Raw genomic sequence first — 16,701 nt, 5'->3', positions numbered from 1 at the left:
CCCCGATCCCATGCTGGCGGGGCTGATTTTCGCGATCGAGGACGCAACCGACCGTCCGGGGGCACTGGCGGCGACCCTGCCGTTCGGCGGGATGACGCTGCTCGAATATCAGGTGCGGCTGCTGGCCGGCGCGGGGGTCGAGCAGATCTTCGTGGCGGTCGGGCGGATGACGCCTGCGCTGCTCGCCGCGGTGTCGCGGGCCAGCGAGCGCGAGACGCGGGTCGAGATCGTCCGCTCGGCCGAGGAAGCGGCGGAGAAGGTCGGCCCGGACGCGGCAGTGCTGGTGCTGGCCGACGGGCTGGTCACCACCGACACGGTCATCTCCCGCATGGCATCGGGCGGGGCCGAGGCGCTGTTGGTGACCTCCGATCCCGAAAGCCCGGCGGCGATCGAGCGGCTGGACATGAAGGATTGCTGGGCCGGCATCGCCCGCGTTTCCGGGCGCCAGCTGGGCGACATCGCCAACATGCCGGCCGATTACGATTTCCAGTCCGCTTTGCTGCGCGTGTCGGTCCAATCGGGCGCGGAACATGTCGCGCTTACCGCCAGCCAGGAGCGCGCCGGGCATCTGGTCGAACTGAGCGCCGAGGCGCTGTCGGCGCGCAGCAACGGGGTGCTCGCCGCGCTGACCGAGCGCCGGACCAACTGGGCGGATCGCTGGGTGTTCACCCCCATCGCCCGGCTGGCGCTGCCCGAACTGGTGCGCCGCAATCTTCCCGGCTGGTCGCTGCGGGTCGGTGCCGGACTGTTCGCGGTCATCGGCTTGGGTCTGGCGCTCTATCGCATGCCGGGGGCTGGGCTTGCCGTCTCGCTGCTGTCGGTCGCGTTCCTGGCGACGGGGGCGGCGATGGCCGCCCTGCGCGGCGAGATGAAGCGCGCCGACACGCTGGAGCTGGCGATCACCGGCCTGTTCGCGGCGATGGTCGCGGCGACCGGCTGGGCCAGTTGGGAGGCAATCACCGACTGGACGCCGGTCGTGCTGTCGATCGCCGCAATCGGGTTGCAGATCCTGGTCGAGCGAATGCCGGTACGCCCGCGACGCTGGTGGGCGAGCCCTGCGGCCCATCTGCTGATCCTGACCCCGCTGGCACTGGCGGGCTATGCCGAGGCGGGGCTGGCGGCGGCCGCGCTCTATGCCTTCGGCACGCTCGCCGCTGCGGTTGAGGCGCTGCGGGAAAAGCCTTAGCGTGGCGTTAACGATGATTGCACTATCCGGAGACCATGTCGGACAATCCCGTCGACATGCGCGATGGCCATGCCATGCGCGTGGAAAGGCTGCTCGCTGACGCGGCGGCTGCGGAGCCGTTCGCCAATCGCGCGCTGAAGACCGCGATCGACGACTTTTTTCTGCCCGAAGACCAGCGGCTCGGCGAGCGCGTACGCTCGGCGATTTTTGTCCTCATCCGCGCGCTCCTCGAAATGATCGAGGCTCAGATCAGCGACCATGCGGTGCGCTTGCTTGCCGAACGGGGCGAGGCGGAGACCGGCCACGCGCTGAGCGCCAACGTGGATGACATGCTGTCGCGGCTGATGGCGGCGGGGCTGCTGCGTGATGCCGAACTGATGGCGGAATTGATCGCGCGGGTGCGCACGGAGACGATCGGCGCCGCGCTGACGGTGCAGGGCGCACAAGATCCCCACCGGCCCGGCCTGATCAACCGGCTCGTCCAGCATCCCGATCGCCTGGTCGCCTCGGGCGCGATGGGCATGCTGATCGCCGAAAGCCGTCGCGTCTCCGGTGCCGAGCGGACACAGCTTGCCCATGCCGACCTGCCCGCCAGGCTCCATCGCCGCATCACCTGGTGGGTTGCCGCGGCGCTGCGCGAGCGCGCCCGCATCACGGCGGGACGGACTGCCAGAGCGGTCGACACGGCGCTGGGCGATGCCGTGGCCCGCAGTCTGGCCGCCTATGACGATGGCGAGCGGCTGGAGACGGCCGCGATGCGCCTTGCCGCCGTGCTCGCGCCGCCGACCGGCAACCTTGCAGATCTGCTCGGCGAGGCGCTGGAGGATCGCCGGCTCGTACTCTTCATCGCGCTGCTCGCGCATGGGCTGGATCTCGACTATGCGCTGTCGCGCGAAATCGTGCTGGACCCGGCCGGCGAACGGCTGTGGCTGGCGCTCCGCGCGCTCGACCTTGGCCGTGCCCCGATCGCCCGCATCGGCCATGCGCTGTGCGAGGCTGATCCGCGCCGAAATCTGGAGGCATTTTTGGATCTGCTCGACCCGATCGCCAGCATCCCGGCCGACCAGGCGCGATCGGCACTGGCACCGCTTTGGCTCGATCCCGACTATCGCGCGGCGATGGCCGCGCTGGCCCGGGCGGGGAGAGTCGCATGAGCAAGGATGCAACCGCGATGGTCGGCGGGGATGGTCGACTGGTCGAGGCGGCGGGCAGGCTGGCCGAGCTGAACGCGCGCGCGGGCGGCGGGCCGGGCCAGCCGCTGGCGGTGCCTCAGCTTGCGACGCTGGTGCGGGTGGCGCAGCAACTCGGCATCGGCATCTCCCGCACCGTGATCGCTGCCGATGGCGATCAGGATCTCGACCTGCGCGTCCGTGCCGAACCGTGCGACGGCGGGACCAGGATCGAGGTGACCGACTGGCATGCGCGCCCGGCCTGGCAACCGGCCGCGTCCGAGCTCGAGCGCGACGTCGATTTCTTTCGCGCCTCGGCCGACTGGCAATGGGAGACCGACGCGTCGCTGCGCATTACCGCGCTCCCGATCGATGCAGGCGCGCGGTTCGGGTTCGACAGCGTGGCGATGCTCGGACAGCCGCTCACCCGGCTCTTCGCACTGGTACCGGATGGCGAAGGCAATCTGCCGATCCTGGACGCGATCGCGGCGCACGCGCGGTTCGACGGGCAGACGGTCGAACTGCGCGATAGCGGGCGGAGGGTGCGGCTGGACGCGACGCCGCGAATCGATGCGGGCGGCCGTTTCACGGGGTTCGTCGGCGCGGCCCGGCTGCTCGACGAGGACCCGACCAGCACCGCACCCGCCACTCGGCCCGAATCCTTCGGTGGCTTTCCAGACCTGCTCAGCCAGCGGCTCGATCGGGCATTGCGTGCACCGCTCGGCAAGATCATCGCCAATGCCGAGGCGATCGGTGATCGGACAGACGGGCCGCTGAAGGCAGACTATGCCGGCTACGCGGCCGACATCGCGGATGCCGGTCGCCATCTGCTCGCGCTGGTCGACGATCTGGTCGATCTCCAGGCGATCGAGCGTGAGGATTTCGCCACGATCGACGAGGCGATCGACCTCGCGGAGGTCGCCCGGCGCGCGTCCGGGCTGCTCGCAATGCGCGCGGGGCAGGTGGACGTCCGCATCGACCGGCCGCGGACGGGCGACGCGATGCCCGCCATCGGCGAGTTCAAGCGCGCGCTGCAGGTCCTCGTCAATTTGATCGGCAATGCGGTCCGCTACTCGCCTGCGGGCGGCACCGTCCGGATCGCGCTGGAGGCAGGCGAGGGCATGGCGCGCGTGATCGTCGCCGACCAGGGCAAGGGCATCGCCGCGGCCGATCAACAGCGGATCTTCGAGAAGTTCGGCCGCGTCGACCCCGACGAGCCCGGCGGCAGCGGGCTCGGCCTCTACATCGCCCGGCGGCTCGCCCGGGCGATGGGGGGCGACATCTTAGTGGACAGTGCCCCAGGCGAGGGCGCGCGCTTCACCTTCGCGCTGCCGGCCCGCGAGGTTCCGGCCGAAGCTTCCGCAGACTGACGCACGGTCACCCGGCGAGCGCCGCGATCCGCTTCAACAGATCGCTGCGCATCGCGAACCCGCCCGGCTGATCGCCGAGCAGGTCGGCCCCCATCCCGAAGCTGGCGAAGGCCAGCCGGCGCTTGTCCTTCGCCGCCCAGCCGACGAACCAGCCCAGCGGATTGCTCCGGTCGACTTGACCGGCACTGCCATTGGCCCAGCCGCTGCCGGTCTTGCCGTGCACCGTCCACCCGCCGCTGCCCTCGAACACCGGCAGGATCGCTTCGGTCATCGCCTGCGACCGGGCCGACACCGGCAGCTTGCGCGCCAGCATCGCCCGCAGCATCGCGACCTGCTCGTCAGGCGACACCCGCAGCGACGACGACAGCCAGCTGTGCGTCAGCCCGTCATGCTTGCCCGGGTTGCCCGAAACGTCGCGATTGCCGTAGCCGAGCTCGTTCACATAGGCCGCGAACCGCGCAGCCCCGAGCCGCCGGGTGATCTCGCGCGAATACCAGATGACCGAATTTGCCTCATAGCTCGTCGGATCGGTCTGCTGCTTCTCGACGTCGCGGCTCGCCTGATGGATGCGCGGATCATAGTCCCAGGCCGGGGTGTGCGCATCGATCAGGATGCCCGCATCATAGCCCATCAGCGCCAGCGGTATCTTGAAGGTCGAGCAGGGGGTGAAGCGGGTGGCTGCAGGACCCGACCGGTGCAGCAGCCGGCCGGTGGCGGCATCGGCCAGCACCAGCGCGCGAATGCCGGGAGCGGGAAGGGCGCGCGCGAGCCCGGGCAGTCTGGCGCAGCCGGCACCCAGCACCAGCGCGCCAAGCGCGCTGCGTCGATCGATCGTCATGGTCGGCACTCCTGTTGAGGGTTCAGTCGGGCCGCTTGGCCAGTTCGGCGCGCAGGTTGCGCTCGGCCGCATCCACCTGCCGCGCGCTTTCGCCCGGGTCGACGAACGCGAGCGCGTCGCCCGCTTGCTGACGCCTGCGCTTGCCCGCCAGGTCGAAGGCGTCGGGATGGAAATTGACGAAGATGTCGGGACGCAGCCCGCGCAGCGTCGCGAAGGTCGAGGCGAATTCTCTCTGCGCTTCCGGCGTCAGCGCCCGGCCGGCCACGCTGATGCTGCACGCGAACAGCAGGTTCAGCGACCGCCCGCCCTCGCTGACCGCCGTCGTCCAGCTGGTGCAGCCCGGGGTGTGGCCGGGCGTCACGCGCGTCACGAGGTCGATTCCGCCGAGCCGGATATGCTCGCCATCGGCGATCACCCGGTCGACCGCGACCTTGGGAAAGTCGAGCAGATCGTTCCGTCCGCCGGTATGCCCGCTTTCCAGGTCGGGGCGATCACCCGCACTGGCCAGCAGCTTTGCGCCGGTCGCGCGCTTCAGTTCGGCCAGCCCGCCCGAATGGTCGAAATGCGCATGGTTGATCAGCAGGATCCGTACATCCTTCGGGTCGAAGCCGAGCTTGCGGATATTGGCGAGGATCAGCGGGGCGCTCTCGGGCAGCCCGCCATCGATCAGCACATGACCCTTGGGATCGGTGATCAGGAACGCCGACAGGCCGGCGGTGCCGACATAATGGACGTTGCCGGCGATCCGGAACGGCTCCTGCGGCTGGTTCCACTCGCGCCGCTGGTCGGTCCAGCCGCCGTCGTCCTGCGCATGGGCGGTGCTGCCGAGCGACAGTGCCAATGCGGCCACGGTCAGGCAAAAGGTCAAACGCCCCGCGCGGGCGCGTAGGGTCGGGCGATCTTGTCTCACGGCTGCGCTCTCCATCTTGTGATGGCGCGAAACTGACGCAGCGGCGTCACCCGCACAAAGGATCAAAGCTGGCCTCTGACCCCAGAAAAACTTATGGCTCGGCGATGGTCCGGCCGCATCTTCCGCTCAACGCGCTGCGTGCCTTCGAGGCGTCGGCACGTCATCTGTCCTTCACCCGCGCCGCGATCGAGCTGTGCGTGACGCAGGCGGCGATCAGCCATCAGGTGAAGGGGCTGGAGTCTCGGTTGGGCGTGCAGCTGTTCCGCCGCCTGCCGCGCGGGCTGGCGCTGACCGACGAGGGGCTGGCGCTGGTGCCGACGCTGGCGGACAGTTTCGACCGGATCGCCGAACTGGTCGAGGGGATCGCCACGGGACAGGCGACGCAGTTGCTGTCGATCGCCTCGGTATCGACCTTCGCCACCGGCTGGCTGATGCCACGCCTGTCGGCCTTCCACACAGCCAATCCGCGCATCGATCTCAGGCTGTTCACCAACAACAACCGCGTCGATCTGGCGGGGGAGGGCCTCGACCTGGCAATCCGCTTCGGCGACGGCGCCTGGCACGGGACGGAGAGCGTCGCGCTGATGCAGGCGCCGCTCACGCCTTTATGCACGCCGGCGCTCGCGCGCGACTTGCAGGATCCGCGCGACCTGCTGAAGATGGTGCTGCTGCGCTCGTACCGCGCCGACGAATGGCCGCGCTGGTTTGCCCAGGCCGGGATCGCCGCGCCGCCGCTGAAAGGGCCGGTGTTCGATTCGTCGCTGGCGATGGCCGAGGCTGCGCTTCAGGGGCTGGGGGTCGCGCTGGCGCCGCCCGCAATGCTCACGCGGCTCGTTGACGACGGGTCGCTGATGCGGCCGTTCGACCATCAGGTAGTGACCGGGCGCTACTGGCTGACCTGGCTCAAATCACGCACGCCGGGGCCCGCGATGCTCGCCTTTCGCGACTGGATCGTCGCGTCCTGCGCCGGCGGCTAAGGCGCGGTCGAAAGAGGGGCGTCGGCCCGGCCCGGCTGGAGCCGGGCCGACGCATTCTCCTCAGCGCTTCTCGACGGGCACGTAATCGCGCTGCGTCGGGCCGGTGTAGAGCTGGCGCGGACGGCCGATCCGCTGCTCGGGGTCGGAGATCATCTCGTTCCACTGCGCGACCCAGCCGACGGTGCGGGCGAGGGCGAACAAAGCGGTGAACATCGTCGTCGGGAAACCGATCGCCGACAGGATCACGCCCGAGTAGAAATCGACGTTCGGGAACAGCTTCTTCTCGACGAAATAATCGTCCTTCAGCGCCATCTCCTCGAGCTGCAGCGCAACCTCGAACACCGGATTGTCGACCTTCAGCGCGGCGAACACCTCGCGTACGGTCTTCTGCATCACCGTCGCGCGCGGATCGTAATTCTTGTACACGCGGTGGCCGAAGCCCATCAGGCGGAACGGATCGTTCTTGTCCTTGGCGCGGGCGATATATTCCGGAATCCGCTCCGGACGGCCGATCTCGTGCAGCATGTTGAGCGCGGCTTCGTTCGCGCCGCCATGCGCCGGACCCCACAGGCAGGCGATGCCGGCCGCGATGCACGCGAACGGATTGGCGCCCGACGAGCCGGCCAGGCGCACGGTCGAGGTCGACGCGTTCTGCTCGTGATCGGCGTGCAGGATGAAGATGCGGTCCAGCGCCTTCTCGACGACCGGGTTCACCTCATATTCCTCGGCCGGAACGCCGAAGGTCATGCGCAGGAAGTTGCCGGTGTAGCTCAGGTCGTTCTGCGGATAGAGGAACGGCTGACCGACGCTGTACTTGTACGCCATCGCCGCGATCGTCGGCATCTTCGCGATCAGCCGGTGGCTGGCGATCATCCGCTGGTGCGGATCGGTGATGTCGGTCGAGTCGTGATAGAAGGCCGACAGCGCGCCGACCACGCCGCACATCACCGCCATCGGGTGCGCGTCGCGGCGGAAACCGCGATAGAAGGTCGCCAGCTGCTCGTGGAGCATCGTGTGGCGGGTGATCGTGTAGTTGAACTTGTCCAGCTCGTCCTGGTTCGGCAGTTCGCCGTTCAGCAGCAGGTAGCTGACTTCCATGAAGCTGGAATGCTCGGCCAGCTGGCCGATCGGATAGCCGCGATGGAGCAGCACGCCCTCGTCGCCGTCGATATAGGTCAGGCCCGATTCGCAGCTGGCGGTCGAGGTGAAGCCCGGGTCGTAGGTGAACATCCCGGTCTTGCCGTACAGCTTGCGGATGTCGACGACGTCGGGACCAACGCTGCCGGAGAGGACGGGATAATCAGCTTCCCCGATCTTGAGCGTGGTGTCCGTCATGGTCAGTCCTTTCATTATCTTCAGACGGTGGTGTCGATCTGGTCGGCAATCCGTCCAAGGCTTTCTTCGCGGCCCAGCAGCACGAGAACGTCGAAGATGCCGGGGGAGGTCTTTCGGCCGGTCAGTGCAGCACGAAGCGGCTGCGCGACGGCGCCCAGTTTGACCCCTGCATCCTCGGCGACCTTGCGTACCGCCGTTTCGAGCGCTTCCGTATCCCAGCTTTGCGCGGCGTCAAGCGCGGCATGAAGCTGGGCCAGCAGCCCCCTCGCGCCGCCGTCTAGCAGAGCCTTGGCGGCGTCGTCCAATTCCAGTGGGCGGGTGCGAAACAGGAAGGCTGCACCATCGGCCAACTCGATGAGATTCGCGGCCCGCGGCTTCAGCTCGCCCATGCTGCGACGCAGCAGGCCGAGCTGCGATTCGCTGAGTTCGAACGGAAAGCGCGCGGCGACCAGATCGGCGAGGCGATCATTGTCCGCCTCGCGGATATAGTGACCGTTCAGGTTCTCGAGCTTCTTCAGATCGAACCGGCTTGGTGATTTTCCGACACCCGTCAGGTCGAACCATTCGATCGCCCGATCGCGGCTGATGATTTCGTCATCGCCGTGGCCCCAGCCCAGGCGGAGCAGGTAATTGCCCAGCGCCTCGGGCAGGATGCCCAATTCGTCGCGATAGGCGTCGACGCCCAGCGCGCCGTGGCGCTTGGACAGCTTCGCACCGTCCGCACCATGGATCAGCGGGATGTGGGCATAGGTCGGCTCAGGCCAGCCCATCGCGCGATAGATCGGCAGCTGGCGAAAGGCGTTGTTCAAATGATCGTCGCCGCGAATGACATGGGTGACCCCCATGTCGTGATCGTCGACCACCACCGCAAGCATATAGGTCGGCGTTCCGTCGGACCGAAGTAACACCAGATCGTCGATCTCGCTGTTCTGGACGGTCACCTCGCCCTGGACCAGGTCGTGGATCGTCGTCGCGCCCTCGGTCGGCGCCTTCAACCGGACGACATAGGGCTTGCCCGCTTCGTTCGGCACCTGATCGCGCCAGGGCGAGCGGATGCGCAGCGGCTTCTTCGCCGCCTCCGCCTCGGCACGCATCGCCGCCAGTTCGTCCTGCGTCAGGTAGCAGCGATAGGCCGCACCCTTCTCGACCATCTCGTTGGCAACGGCGGCGTGGCGCTCGGCGCGGGCGAACTGATAGACTTCGTCGCCGTCCCAATCGAGGCCGAGCCAGCGCATTCCATCGAGAATGGCTGCAATCGCGGGCTGCGTGGACCGCGCGCGATCGGTATCCTCGATGCGCAGCAGGAACTTGCCGCCATGATGGCGCGCGAAGAGCAGGTTGAACAGCGCGGTGCGGGCGCCGCCGATATGGAGGTATCCCGTGGGGGACGGCGCAAAGCGCGTGACGATGGTGGTGCCGGCGGTGGTGCCGGTCTCAGATGATGCGCTCAACCGCGCCTGCTCCCAGACTTGAAATCATATGGCCAGTTCAGCCGCCGAGGCCCCTAGCACGGGGTTAGCCGCCCTTCAAACGACAGTGCGGCACTGGGGTTTCACCGGCTTTTCGATAATCGAACGCTGGCTGGAGGCTGAGCGCGAGCAACTGGTGCTGTGGATACCCGTCGCACTAGGCGCCGGAATCACCGCCTGGTTCCTGCTGCCGGGGCCGGAGCAATGGCTTGCCTTTGTCGGTGCGGCGGCGGCGCTGGCGCTGGTCGGGGTCGCGCTCCCGGCAGGTGGTCGGCTGGGCAGGGCGGTGATCGTCCTCGCGCTGGGCCTCGCGCTCGGTTGCAGCTGGGTCTGGTGGCGTGCCGATCGCGTCGCAGCACCCGTGCTGGCGCGACCGGCGGTGGTGGCCTTCGACGCGCGGGTCGAGCGGCTCGAGCAATTGCCGGCGCGCGATCTCGTCCGACTGCGCCTGGCGCCGGTCGATCGCGCCGACCTGCCGCCGCTCGTCCGCGTCAATCTGGCGGAGACCGAGGTGCCCGCGGGGCTGACGCGGGGCAGCGTCGTCCGGCTTCGCGCCCGGCTGATGCCGCCGCCCCCGCCCGCCGTACCCGGCGCCTATGACTTTGCCCGTGTCGCCTGGTTCGACGGCATCGGCGCGACCGGTCGCGGCTTTGCACCCGTGACGATCGTCTCGGGCGGCGGTGAGGGCGGCCATGATCTCCGCACCCGCCTGTCGGCACATATCCAGTCGCGGATCGAGGGGAGCGCCGGCGGCATCGCCAGTGCGCTCGCGACCGGCGATCGCGGCGCGATATCCGACGAGGATTCGGAGGCGATGCAGCGCTCGGGCCTCGCACACCTCCTGTCGGTCAGCGGCCTTCACGTCACCGCCGTCACGGCAGGCACGATGCTCGTGGTGCTGCGCCTGCTGGCGCTCAGTCCCTGGCTGGCACTGCGGTTGCGCCTGCCGCTGGTCGCCGCGGGTGCGGGCGCGGCCGCTGCGATCGGCTACACCTTGCTGACCGGCGCCGAGGTTCCGACGATCCGCTCCTGCGCGGCGGCGCTGCTCGTCCTGCTCGCGCTCAGCCTCGGGCGGGAGGCGATCACGCTCAGGCTCGTCGCCACGGGCGCCTGTTTCGTCCTGCTGCTCTGGCCCGAGGCGCTGGCCGGGCCGAGCTTCCAGCTCAGCTTCGCCGCGGTCACCGCGATCGTCGCGCTGCACGAAAATCGTGTCGTGCGCCGATGGTTCGAGCGGCGTGAGGGCGAGGGGCGGGCGCGGCGGCTGGCGCGCGGCCTCGCCTCGCTGCTGCTGACCGGCATCGCGGTCGAACTGGCGCTGATGCCGCTGGCTTTGTTCCACTTTCACAAGGCCGGACTGTACGGCGCGCTGGCCAATATCGTCGCGATCCCGCTGACCACCTTCGTCATCATGCCGCTCGAGGCGCTGGCCTTGCTGCTCGATCTGGTCGGCCTCGGCGCGCCGGTCTGGTGGCTGACCGCGCAGGCGCTGAACCTGTTGCTGTGGATCGCCCGCACCGTATCCTTGGCGCCGGGCGCGGTGGCCGCGCTGCCGGCAATGCCGATGGCTGCCTTCGCGCTCTGCGTCGCCGGCGGGCTCTGGCTCGCCTTGTGGCGGACGCGCGTGCGGCTAATCGGTGCGGTGCCGCTGGCGATCGGCATGGTCTGGGCGCTGATGACGCCGCCGCCCGACCTGCTGGTGACCAGCGACGGGCGGCACCTTGCGGTCCGCACCGCCAATGGCGGGATGGCGCTGCTGCGCGACCGGGCAGGCGATTATATGCGCGACATCCTGGCCGAGAATGGCGGCGAGCAAGCGCTGGCGCTGCTCGGCGAGGAGCCGGCGGCGCGCTGCAGTCCCGATGTCTGTGCGATCGATGTCGCGGCAGGCGCACGCCGCTGGCGGGTGGCGGCAACGCGCAGCGCCTATCATCTGCCTTGGACGGAGATGTCGGCACTGTGCGCGCGAAGCGACATCGTGATCAGCGACCGGCGACTGCCGCGGGGCTGCACGCCGCGCTGGCTGAAGCTCGACCGCGCGATGCTGGCGCGGACCGGCGGGGTGGCGATCCGCTTTTCCGACGGCCATGTCGCCACGGTCAGTCGCGGAACGCAGCATCCATGGCTTGACCCGCCCCGGGTGATGCCGCCACGACAGCGGACACCCCGTCGGAGAGGCGATTGATGCGAGCGCTTGCTTTTGAACCGTCGATGCGATCGGCCGTCGCGGTTCCGGCGGGGGCGGGGCGGTGACCAATCCGCTCGACCGCGTGCCGCCGCACCTCGTTGTCGCCGACTTCTTGCCGGCCGAGGACCATGCCGCGCTGATCGACTGGACGCTGGCGAACCAGGCGCGGTTCGAGCCGTCGGGGCTGGGGCGTGAGCGTGCGCTCGATACCGGCTTCCGCAACTCGTTGAGCCTGAGAGGCGAAGGGCCCCGGCCGTGGATGGCGCCGCTGACGGAGAGGATAAGGCCGCTGGTACCGCACTGGTGCGCGGCGCTTGGCATCGCGCCCTTCACGATCGACCAGATCGAGTTCGACATGGTCGCCTATAATGACGGCGCCTTCTATCGCCGCCATGTCGACACCGGCGTGGGCGGCGGGCGAACGCCGCAGCCTGGATCCGCCGCCTTCCGCATGATCACCGCGGTCTATTATTTTCACCGCGAGCCGAAGCGGTTCCAGGGCGGGGCGCTGCGCCTCCATTCGCTGGCGCACGACATTTCCTATGGTGACGTGCCCCCGACGCAGAACAGCCTGGCGATCTTCCCGGCCTGGGCGCGGCACGAGGTCATGCCGGTCGCCTGTCCGTCGCGCGACTTCGCCGACTCGCGCTTCGCGATCAATTGCTGGGTGCGCCGGGCAGCGGCCGGGACAGCGGCATGAACCTGCTTCAGCGGCCGCCGATCCATACCCGCCGCGATGATGTCCTGCCCCAGGACGAGCATGCCGCATTGCTCGACTGGGCGCTCGCCAACGAGGCGACGCTGTCGGAATCCCGCGTCGGCAAGGGCCAGGTCAGCGGCGAGAGTCGGCGCGCGCGCAGCTTCTATGGCAGTGCGGAGTGGAAACGGACCAGCGTCGCTCATATCGATGCGCTGCTGCCTGGCATTCTTGCCGATCTGGGCATGGCGCATTTCCGTCGCGACGGGTTCGAGATCGAGATGGTCGTCTATGGCGATGGGGGCCATATCCGCCCGCATCACGACACCGCCACCGGCCTCAGCCGCCATCCGCATGACCGGGTGGTGACGATCGTCTATCATTTCCACCGGGAGCCGCAGGGCTATTCGGGCGGCACGTTGCGGCTGTTGGCCAAGATGCCGGGCGCCGACGGCAGGCGCGCCCATGTCGATCTGGAGCCGCGGCAGAACGGGCTGATCGCCTTTCCCAGCCTGGCGATCCACGAGGTACTGCCGGTCAGCGTACCGTCCGGGCGCTTCGAGGACTCACGCTTCGGGATCAATTTCTGGGCGCAGCGCCATTATCGCGATCCGGCGACGGCACCAGGTGCTGCCGCCGCCGACCCGATCGGGGCCGGCGGCGAACAGGATCAGTAGCGGCGCAGCAATCCGGCAAGCTTGCCCTGGATACGCACCTGGCCGGGCGCGTAGCGCTGCGGCGAATAGTCGCGATTGGCGGGATCGAGCCGGACCATCGACCCTTCCTTGCGGAAGAATTTCAGCGTCGCCTCGACCTCGTCGATCAGGGCGACGACGATCTCGCCGTCCCGCGCGCTCTCCGTCTTGCGGATCAGCGCATAGTCACCGTCGAGAATGCCGGCCTCGACCATCGAATCCCCGGCCACTTCGAGCGCATAATGCTCGCCCGCACCCAGCAGCGCGGCGGGAACCGGAAGCATCGACGATCCCTCCAGCGCTTCGATCGGCGTACCGGCGGCGATCCGGCCGTGCAGCGGGATTTCGAGCACATCATTGGCCGGCTCGCGAACCCGCGGGGCCAGGGCGACGACATTGTCCTCGACCGGAGCCTTGGCAGCGGGCGCCGACTTGGTCTCTCCGCGCTCCGGCATCTTGATGACTTCCAGCGCGCGGGCACGATTGGCGAGGCGGCGGATGAAGCCACGCTCCTCCAGCGCCGAGATCAGGCGATGAACCCCCGACTTGGACTTGAGATCGAGCGCTTCCTTCATTTCCTCGAACGACGGCGAGACGCCGGTATCGTTGAGACGGTCGTTGATGAAGCAGATCAGCTCGTGCTGCTTGCGGGTGAGCATGCCCCGGGTCCTCTCGTTGGAACAGACTGGGAACGTTTATGCAATGTTCCGGAAGCGTGTCAAGCGATATCGAGGATCGCCACCGGCGCACCTGCCTCGATCGCGGGCGCATGGGGCTCGCGGAGGATCAGGCAGTCGGCGCGGGCGAGGGTGCGCAGCATCGAACTGTCCTGGATCGTCGACGCGAAAGCGCGGCCGTCGACCAGCGCGCCGCGCAGATAATCGGTGCGGTGGTCGTTGGCGGGCAGCGCGTCGCCCGCGGTCACGATCCGCGGCTCCGGGAAGGGACGCGCGGCGCCCGACAGGTGCGCGACCAGCGGGCGCACGAACAACTGGGTGGTGACGAAGGCGGAGACGGGATTGCCCGGCAGGCCGAGCAGCACCGCATTGCCCAGCCGTCCGGCCATCATCGGCTTGCCGGGCCTAAGCGCGATCCGCCAGAAATCGATCGTCGCCCCCGCCGCCTCCAGCGCGGGCCGCACCAGATCGTGGTCGCCGACCGAGGCGCCGCCGGTGGTGACGAGCAGGTGGGCATCGACCGACCGGAACGCGGCTTCCAGCACTTCGGCGCGGTCGGGCAGGATGCCGAGATCGATCAGCTCGACCGGCAGTCCGGCAAGCTGCGCCGCAAGCATCAGCCTGTTGGTCTCGGGCAGCTGGCCGGGTGCCAGCGTCGTGCCCGGTTCGACCAGCTCGTCGCCGGTCGCGGCATAGGCGACGCGCACCCGGCGCCGCACCGGCAACGTCGCATGCCCCGCCACGCCGACAAGTGCCAGCCGCTGCGGCGTCAGCCGCTCGCCGGCGCCGATCAGCAGGTCGCCGTCGGTGAAGTCCAGCCCGCGCCGGCGCACATTGCGGCCGCGGTGTCGCGGGCCTTCCCCGTCCAGATGGAGCGCCGCGCCGTCGCGCCGCGCTTCTTCCTGGACCAGCACGCTGTCGGTGCCCTGCGGCAAGGCGGCGCCGGTAAATATCCGCACGGCCTGGCCGGGTTCGACCGGCTGGTCGAAGCGGTGGCCAGCGGCGCTCTCGCCCGTCACCTGCCACGGCCCCGGCATGTCGTCGAACCGGATGGCATAGCCGTCCATCGCCGACAGGTCGGCATCCGGCTGGGTGCGCAGCGCCACGATGTCGGCCGCTGCCCAGCGGCCATGCGCCTGCGCCAGGGGGACGGTCTCGACATCGACCGGGGAGGCGAGGGCGATCAGCCGCTGGTGCGCATCCGCCACGGGAAGAAGGGCTGCCATCCGGTCAGCCGTGGCACAGATCGCCGGTCAGGCGAAGCCGGTTTCCGCGATCGCATCCGCCTTGCGCGCGGTCCAGGCGGGAAGCGGGACCTCATGCTGCCAGCGCGTCCCCTCGGGCAGCGGCAGCGCGACCAGCCGCTCGCCCGCCTCGAAGAGCAGTGCCAGCTGGTCGAGCCGCTCCAGCGCCTGCCGCCCATCCCCGCCATGGCCGGCGAAGCGCGCCAGCAGCCGGTCGCGCGGGATCGGCTCGCGCATCGCCTCCAGCATTGCGGCGGCGATGCCGGTCACCCGGTAATGCTGCGGCTCCGCGCCGCGCGTGTCCAGGATCGACAAGCCGTCCGCCTCGGCGCGCCAGGACAGTACGACCTCCCGCTGGCGCTGAAGGTCCTTCCAGCGATCGACCGTCGCATCGATCCGGCGATAGAGCGCCTGGAGTTCCGGCGCATTCTCGAACGGGCGCTCGAAATAATAGCAATAGCTGGCCAGGTCGAAGCCGCTGCGCGCCAGAAAGGCGGCGCTGAAGATCATCTGATAGTCGGCAGCGGGGTGCGCTTCTTCCAGCCCGAAGCGTCCCGGCTGTTCCTGAAGCGGGGCGAAGCGCGTGATCTGGACCGGCAGCCGGGTCGAGGGCGGATCAAGGTGGAACAAGCGAGGCAGCGCCGCCAGCATGCGGCGATAATCCGCCGCATCGTCATCGGGAAAGCCATAGATGAGGTTATGGTGGACCAGGATGCCCGCGCCCTTGCCGAGCAGCAGCGTGTGGACATTCTGAACCGCCGCCACGCCCTTGTGCATCGTCGCCAGCACCTTGTCCGACAGCGACTCGATCCCCGGCTGGACCTCGGTAAAGCCCGCTGCGGCCAGCGCCGCCATCCATTCGGGCTTTACATTCGCCTTGATCTCGCCGGTCAGCGTGTAGCGCTCGGAATGGGCGGCCAGCCGGGGCAGCAGCGTGCGATAATAGGCCTGGGGCAGGATATAGTCGGAGAAGCGAAACGCAGTGACGTCGTAGCGCCGCGCGGTGCGATCGAGCGCTGCGATCACGCTGTCCGGCGACCGGGCGCGATAGACCATGTCGCTGTCGGCAATGCCGCAGAAGACGCAGTGGCTCTTCTGTCCCCACCAGCAGCCGCGCGAATTCTCCAGCGGCAGCCGCTCGATGTCGATCGCGACGGAGTGGTCCGCCTCCAGCGCGTGAAGGTCGGCGAAGAAGTCGTCATAATCGGGGGCGGGTGAGCGATCGAGATCGATCAGCGGCGCGGCATCGGTTTCGATCGGCATGCCGCCGGCATCGCGGATCATCAGGTTTGCGACCGACGCCAGCGGTCGTTCGCCGACCGACGCTTGCGCCAGTCCGAGGATCGCCGGCTCGCCTTCGCCGGTGCAGATGGCGTCGATCCAGGGAAAGGCGCTCAGCACCGTCTGGGCGGTCGGTTGCCGCACCGCATAGCCGCCCAGCGCGATCAGCGTGTCGGGCGACCGCAACCGCACCAGCCGCGCCAGCGCCACCGACGCGATCGTCTGGTCGAACATGCAGGTGAATCCCAGCAGCGACGGTCGCTCCGCTGCGATCCGGTCTGCCTCTTCTTCCAGCCAGGCCGGGATCGTCGCCTGCCGCAGCGCGATCAGCTGTTCGATCACCCCGTCCAGCCCGCCCCACTCGTCCGCATCGATGATGCCGAAATCGAGCAGATTGGCGGTCGCGCCGGTCAGCAGGCGGTGCTGATGCGGGCTGATGTCGCGCTCGATCGTCCCGCTGAACAGGAAGTCGTTCAGCGCGAACATGTTCGCCAGCGCATAATAGGTCTTGGCCTGAAGGAAGCGCAGCAAGCCCAGATTGAGGTGCGCGACCCGTGCGGAAACGCCGTGGTCGCGCAGCTTCGCCTTCAGGATCGCCAGGCCCAGGCTGGGCTCGGTCAACGTGGTCCATGGCATGCTCGCCAGGATCACGTGCGGACGCACCGGCG

The 16,701-nt window shown here is 68.8% G+C and carries 14 protein-coding genes; 7 read left to right on the top strand and 7 right to left on the bottom strand.

Translation table 11 applies throughout. The features are described from left to right. Positions 1 to 10: 10 nt before the first annotated feature. Genes ACZ1H8_RS02630 through ACZ1H8_RS02620 form a run of 3 tightly spaced genes read left to right on the top strand, consistent with a single transcriptional unit; the run spans position 11 to position 3,725 of the window. Complete coding sequence (locus ACZ1H8_RS02630; RefSeq protein WP_465179863.1) at positions 11 to 1,186, top strand: hypothetical protein; 1,176 nt, start codon at positions 11 to 13, stop codon at positions 1,184 to 1,186. A gap of 35 nt (positions 1,187 to 1,221) precedes the next feature. Further along, the gene (locus ACZ1H8_RS02625) at positions 1,222 to 2,340 is read left to right on the top strand and encodes a DUF2336 domain-containing protein (RefSeq protein WP_465179862.1); all 1,119 of its coding nucleotides are present in this window, start codon (positions 1,222 to 1,224) and stop codon (positions 2,338 to 2,340) included. Further along, positions 2,337 to 3,725 carry a PAS domain-containing sensor histidine kinase gene (locus ACZ1H8_RS02620; protein ID WP_465179861.1) on the top strand — a complete coding sequence of 463 codons (1,389 nt, stop codon included), beginning with the start codon at positions 2,337 to 2,339 and terminating at the stop codon, positions 3,723 to 3,725. The genes ACZ1H8_RS02625 and ACZ1H8_RS02620 overlap by 4 nt, the downstream gene beginning before the upstream one ends. A gap of 7 nt (positions 3,726 to 3,732) precedes the next feature. Here the strand turns inward: ACZ1H8_RS02620 and blaOXA are convergent, their stop codons facing one another. Together blaOXA and bla are read right to left on the bottom strand one after the other, a co-directional pair. Further along, the gene (blaOXA, locus tag ACZ1H8_RS02615; protein WP_465179860.1) at positions 3,733 to 4,563 is read right to left on the bottom strand and encodes a class D beta-lactamase; all 831 of its coding nucleotides are present in this window, start codon (positions 4,561 to 4,563) and stop codon (positions 3,733 to 3,735) included. 22 nt (positions 4,564 to 4,585) lie between these two features. Then, positions 4,586 to 5,413 (bottom strand): subclass B3 metallo-beta-lactamase, encoded by an 828-nt coding sequence (gene bla, locus ACZ1H8_RS02610; RefSeq protein WP_465179859.1) that lies wholly within the window; start codon positions 5,411 to 5,413, stop codon positions 4,586 to 4,588. A gap of 164 nt (positions 5,414 to 5,577) precedes the next feature. Here bla and ACZ1H8_RS02605 point away from each other — a divergent pair, with 164 nt between their 5' ends. Continuing rightward, positions 5,578 to 6,450, top strand: coding sequence for a LysR substrate-binding domain-containing protein (locus tag ACZ1H8_RS02605; protein ID WP_465179858.1), 873 nt, complete (start codon positions 5,578 to 5,580; stop codon positions 6,448 to 6,450). Between the two features lie 60 nt (positions 6,451 to 6,510). Here ACZ1H8_RS02605 and ACZ1H8_RS02600 read toward each other — a convergent pair whose 3' ends face one another. Then, entirely contained in the window at positions 6,511 to 7,785 is a 1,275-nt protein-coding gene (locus tag ACZ1H8_RS02600; protein WP_465179857.1) for a citrate synthase, read from the bottom strand. A 20-nt stretch (positions 7,786 to 7,805) separates the two neighbouring features. Then, positions 7,806 to 9,236, bottom strand: coding sequence for a glutamate--tRNA ligase (gene gltX / locus ACZ1H8_RS02595; RefSeq protein WP_465179856.1), 1,431 nt, complete (start codon positions 9,234 to 9,236; stop codon positions 7,806 to 7,808). A 28-nt stretch (positions 9,237 to 9,264) separates the two neighbouring features. On the opposite strand from gltX, the gene ACZ1H8_RS02590 reads away from it, so the two are divergent. The 3 genes from ACZ1H8_RS02590 (at position 9,265) to ACZ1H8_RS02580 (ending at position 12,813) form a co-directional block, all read left to right on the top strand. Then, positions 9,265 to 11,436 carry a ComEC/Rec2 family competence protein gene (locus ACZ1H8_RS02590; RefSeq protein ID WP_465179855.1) on the top strand — a complete coding sequence of 724 codons (2,172 nt, stop codon included), beginning with the start codon at positions 9,265 to 9,267 and terminating at the stop codon, positions 11,434 to 11,436. Between the two features lie 64 nt (positions 11,437 to 11,500). Further along, on the top strand, positions 11,501 to 12,139 hold the full coding sequence (locus ACZ1H8_RS02585; RefSeq protein WP_465179854.1) for a 2OG-Fe(II) oxygenase: 639 nt from the start codon (positions 11,501 to 11,503) through the stop codon (positions 12,137 to 12,139). Then, positions 12,136 to 12,813 (top strand): 2OG-Fe(II) oxygenase, encoded by a 678-nt coding sequence (locus ACZ1H8_RS02580; protein WP_465179853.1) that lies wholly within the window; start codon positions 12,136 to 12,138, stop codon positions 12,811 to 12,813. Before ACZ1H8_RS02585 ends, ACZ1H8_RS02580 begins: the two co-directional genes overlap by 4 nt. Here ACZ1H8_RS02580 and lexA read toward each other — a convergent pair. The 3 genes from lexA to ACZ1H8_RS02565 are packed head-to-tail and all read right to left on the bottom strand — an operon-like array spanning position 12,807 to position 16,654. Beyond that, positions 12,807 to 13,490 (bottom strand): transcriptional repressor LexA, encoded by a 684-nt coding sequence (lexA, locus tag ACZ1H8_RS02575; RefSeq protein WP_465179852.1) that lies wholly within the window; start codon positions 13,488 to 13,490, stop codon positions 12,807 to 12,809. The two genes, ACZ1H8_RS02580 and lexA, sit on opposite strands and share 7 nt — an antisense overlap. 59 nt (positions 13,491 to 13,549) lie before the next feature. Further along, positions 13,550 to 14,734: a molybdopterin molybdotransferase MoeA gene (locus ACZ1H8_RS02570; protein WP_465179851.1), complete on the bottom strand. Its 1,185-nt coding sequence runs from the start codon at positions 14,732 to 14,734 to the stop codon at positions 13,550 to 13,552. A 27-nt stretch (positions 14,735 to 14,761) separates the two neighbouring features. Further along, positions 14,762 to 16,654: a RiPP maturation radical SAM C-methyltransferase gene (locus ACZ1H8_RS02565; RefSeq protein WP_465179850.1), complete on the bottom strand. Its 1,893-nt coding sequence runs from the start codon at positions 16,652 to 16,654 to the stop codon at positions 14,762 to 14,764. Positions 16,655 to 16,701 lie beyond the last annotated feature (47 nt).

It is taken from the genome of Sphingomonas sp. BL-S-25, from assembly GCF_055521555.1.
The sequence above is the reverse complement of the archived record's forward strand: the minus strand, read 5'-3'. Positions and strand labels throughout refer to the sequence as shown.

Bases quoted from the DNA above. Each gene is read 5' to 3' on its own strand.
- ACZ1H8_RS02630 (WP_465179863.1), top strand. From the start codon at position 11: ATGCTGGCGGGGCTGATTTTCGCGATCGAGGACGCAACCGACCGTCCG.
- ACZ1H8_RS02625 (WP_465179862.1), top strand. From the start codon at position 1,222: ATGTCGGACAATCCCGTCGACATGCGCGATGGCCATGCCATGCGCGTG.
- ACZ1H8_RS02620 (WP_465179861.1), top strand. From the start codon at position 2,337: ATGAGCAAGGATGCAACCGCGATGGTCGGCGGGGATGGTCGACTGGTC.
- blaOXA (WP_465179860.1), bottom strand. From the start codon at position 4,563: ATGACGATCGATCGACGCAGCGCGCTTGGCGCGCTGGTGCTGGGTGCC.
- ACZ1H8_RS02605 (WP_465179858.1), top strand. From the start codon at position 5,578: ATGGTCCGGCCGCATCTTCCGCTCAACGCGCTGCGTGCCTTCGAGGCG.
- ACZ1H8_RS02600 (WP_465179857.1), bottom strand. From the start codon at position 7,785: ATGACGGACACCACGCTCAAGATCGGGGAAGCTGATTATCCCGTCCTC.
- ACZ1H8_RS02590 (WP_465179855.1), top strand. From the start codon at position 9,265: ATGGCCAGTTCAGCCGCCGAGGCCCCTAGCACGGGGTTAGCCGCCCTT.
- ACZ1H8_RS02580 (WP_465179853.1), top strand. From the start codon at position 12,136: ATGAACCTGCTTCAGCGGCCGCCGATCCATACCCGCCGCGATGATGTC.
- lexA (WP_465179852.1), bottom strand. From the start codon at position 13,490: ATGCTCACCCGCAAGCAGCACGAGCTGATCTGCTTCATCAACGACCGT.
- ACZ1H8_RS02570 (WP_465179851.1), bottom strand. From the start codon at position 14,734: ATGGCAGCCCTTCTTCCCGTGGCGGATGCGCACCAGCGGCTGATCGCC.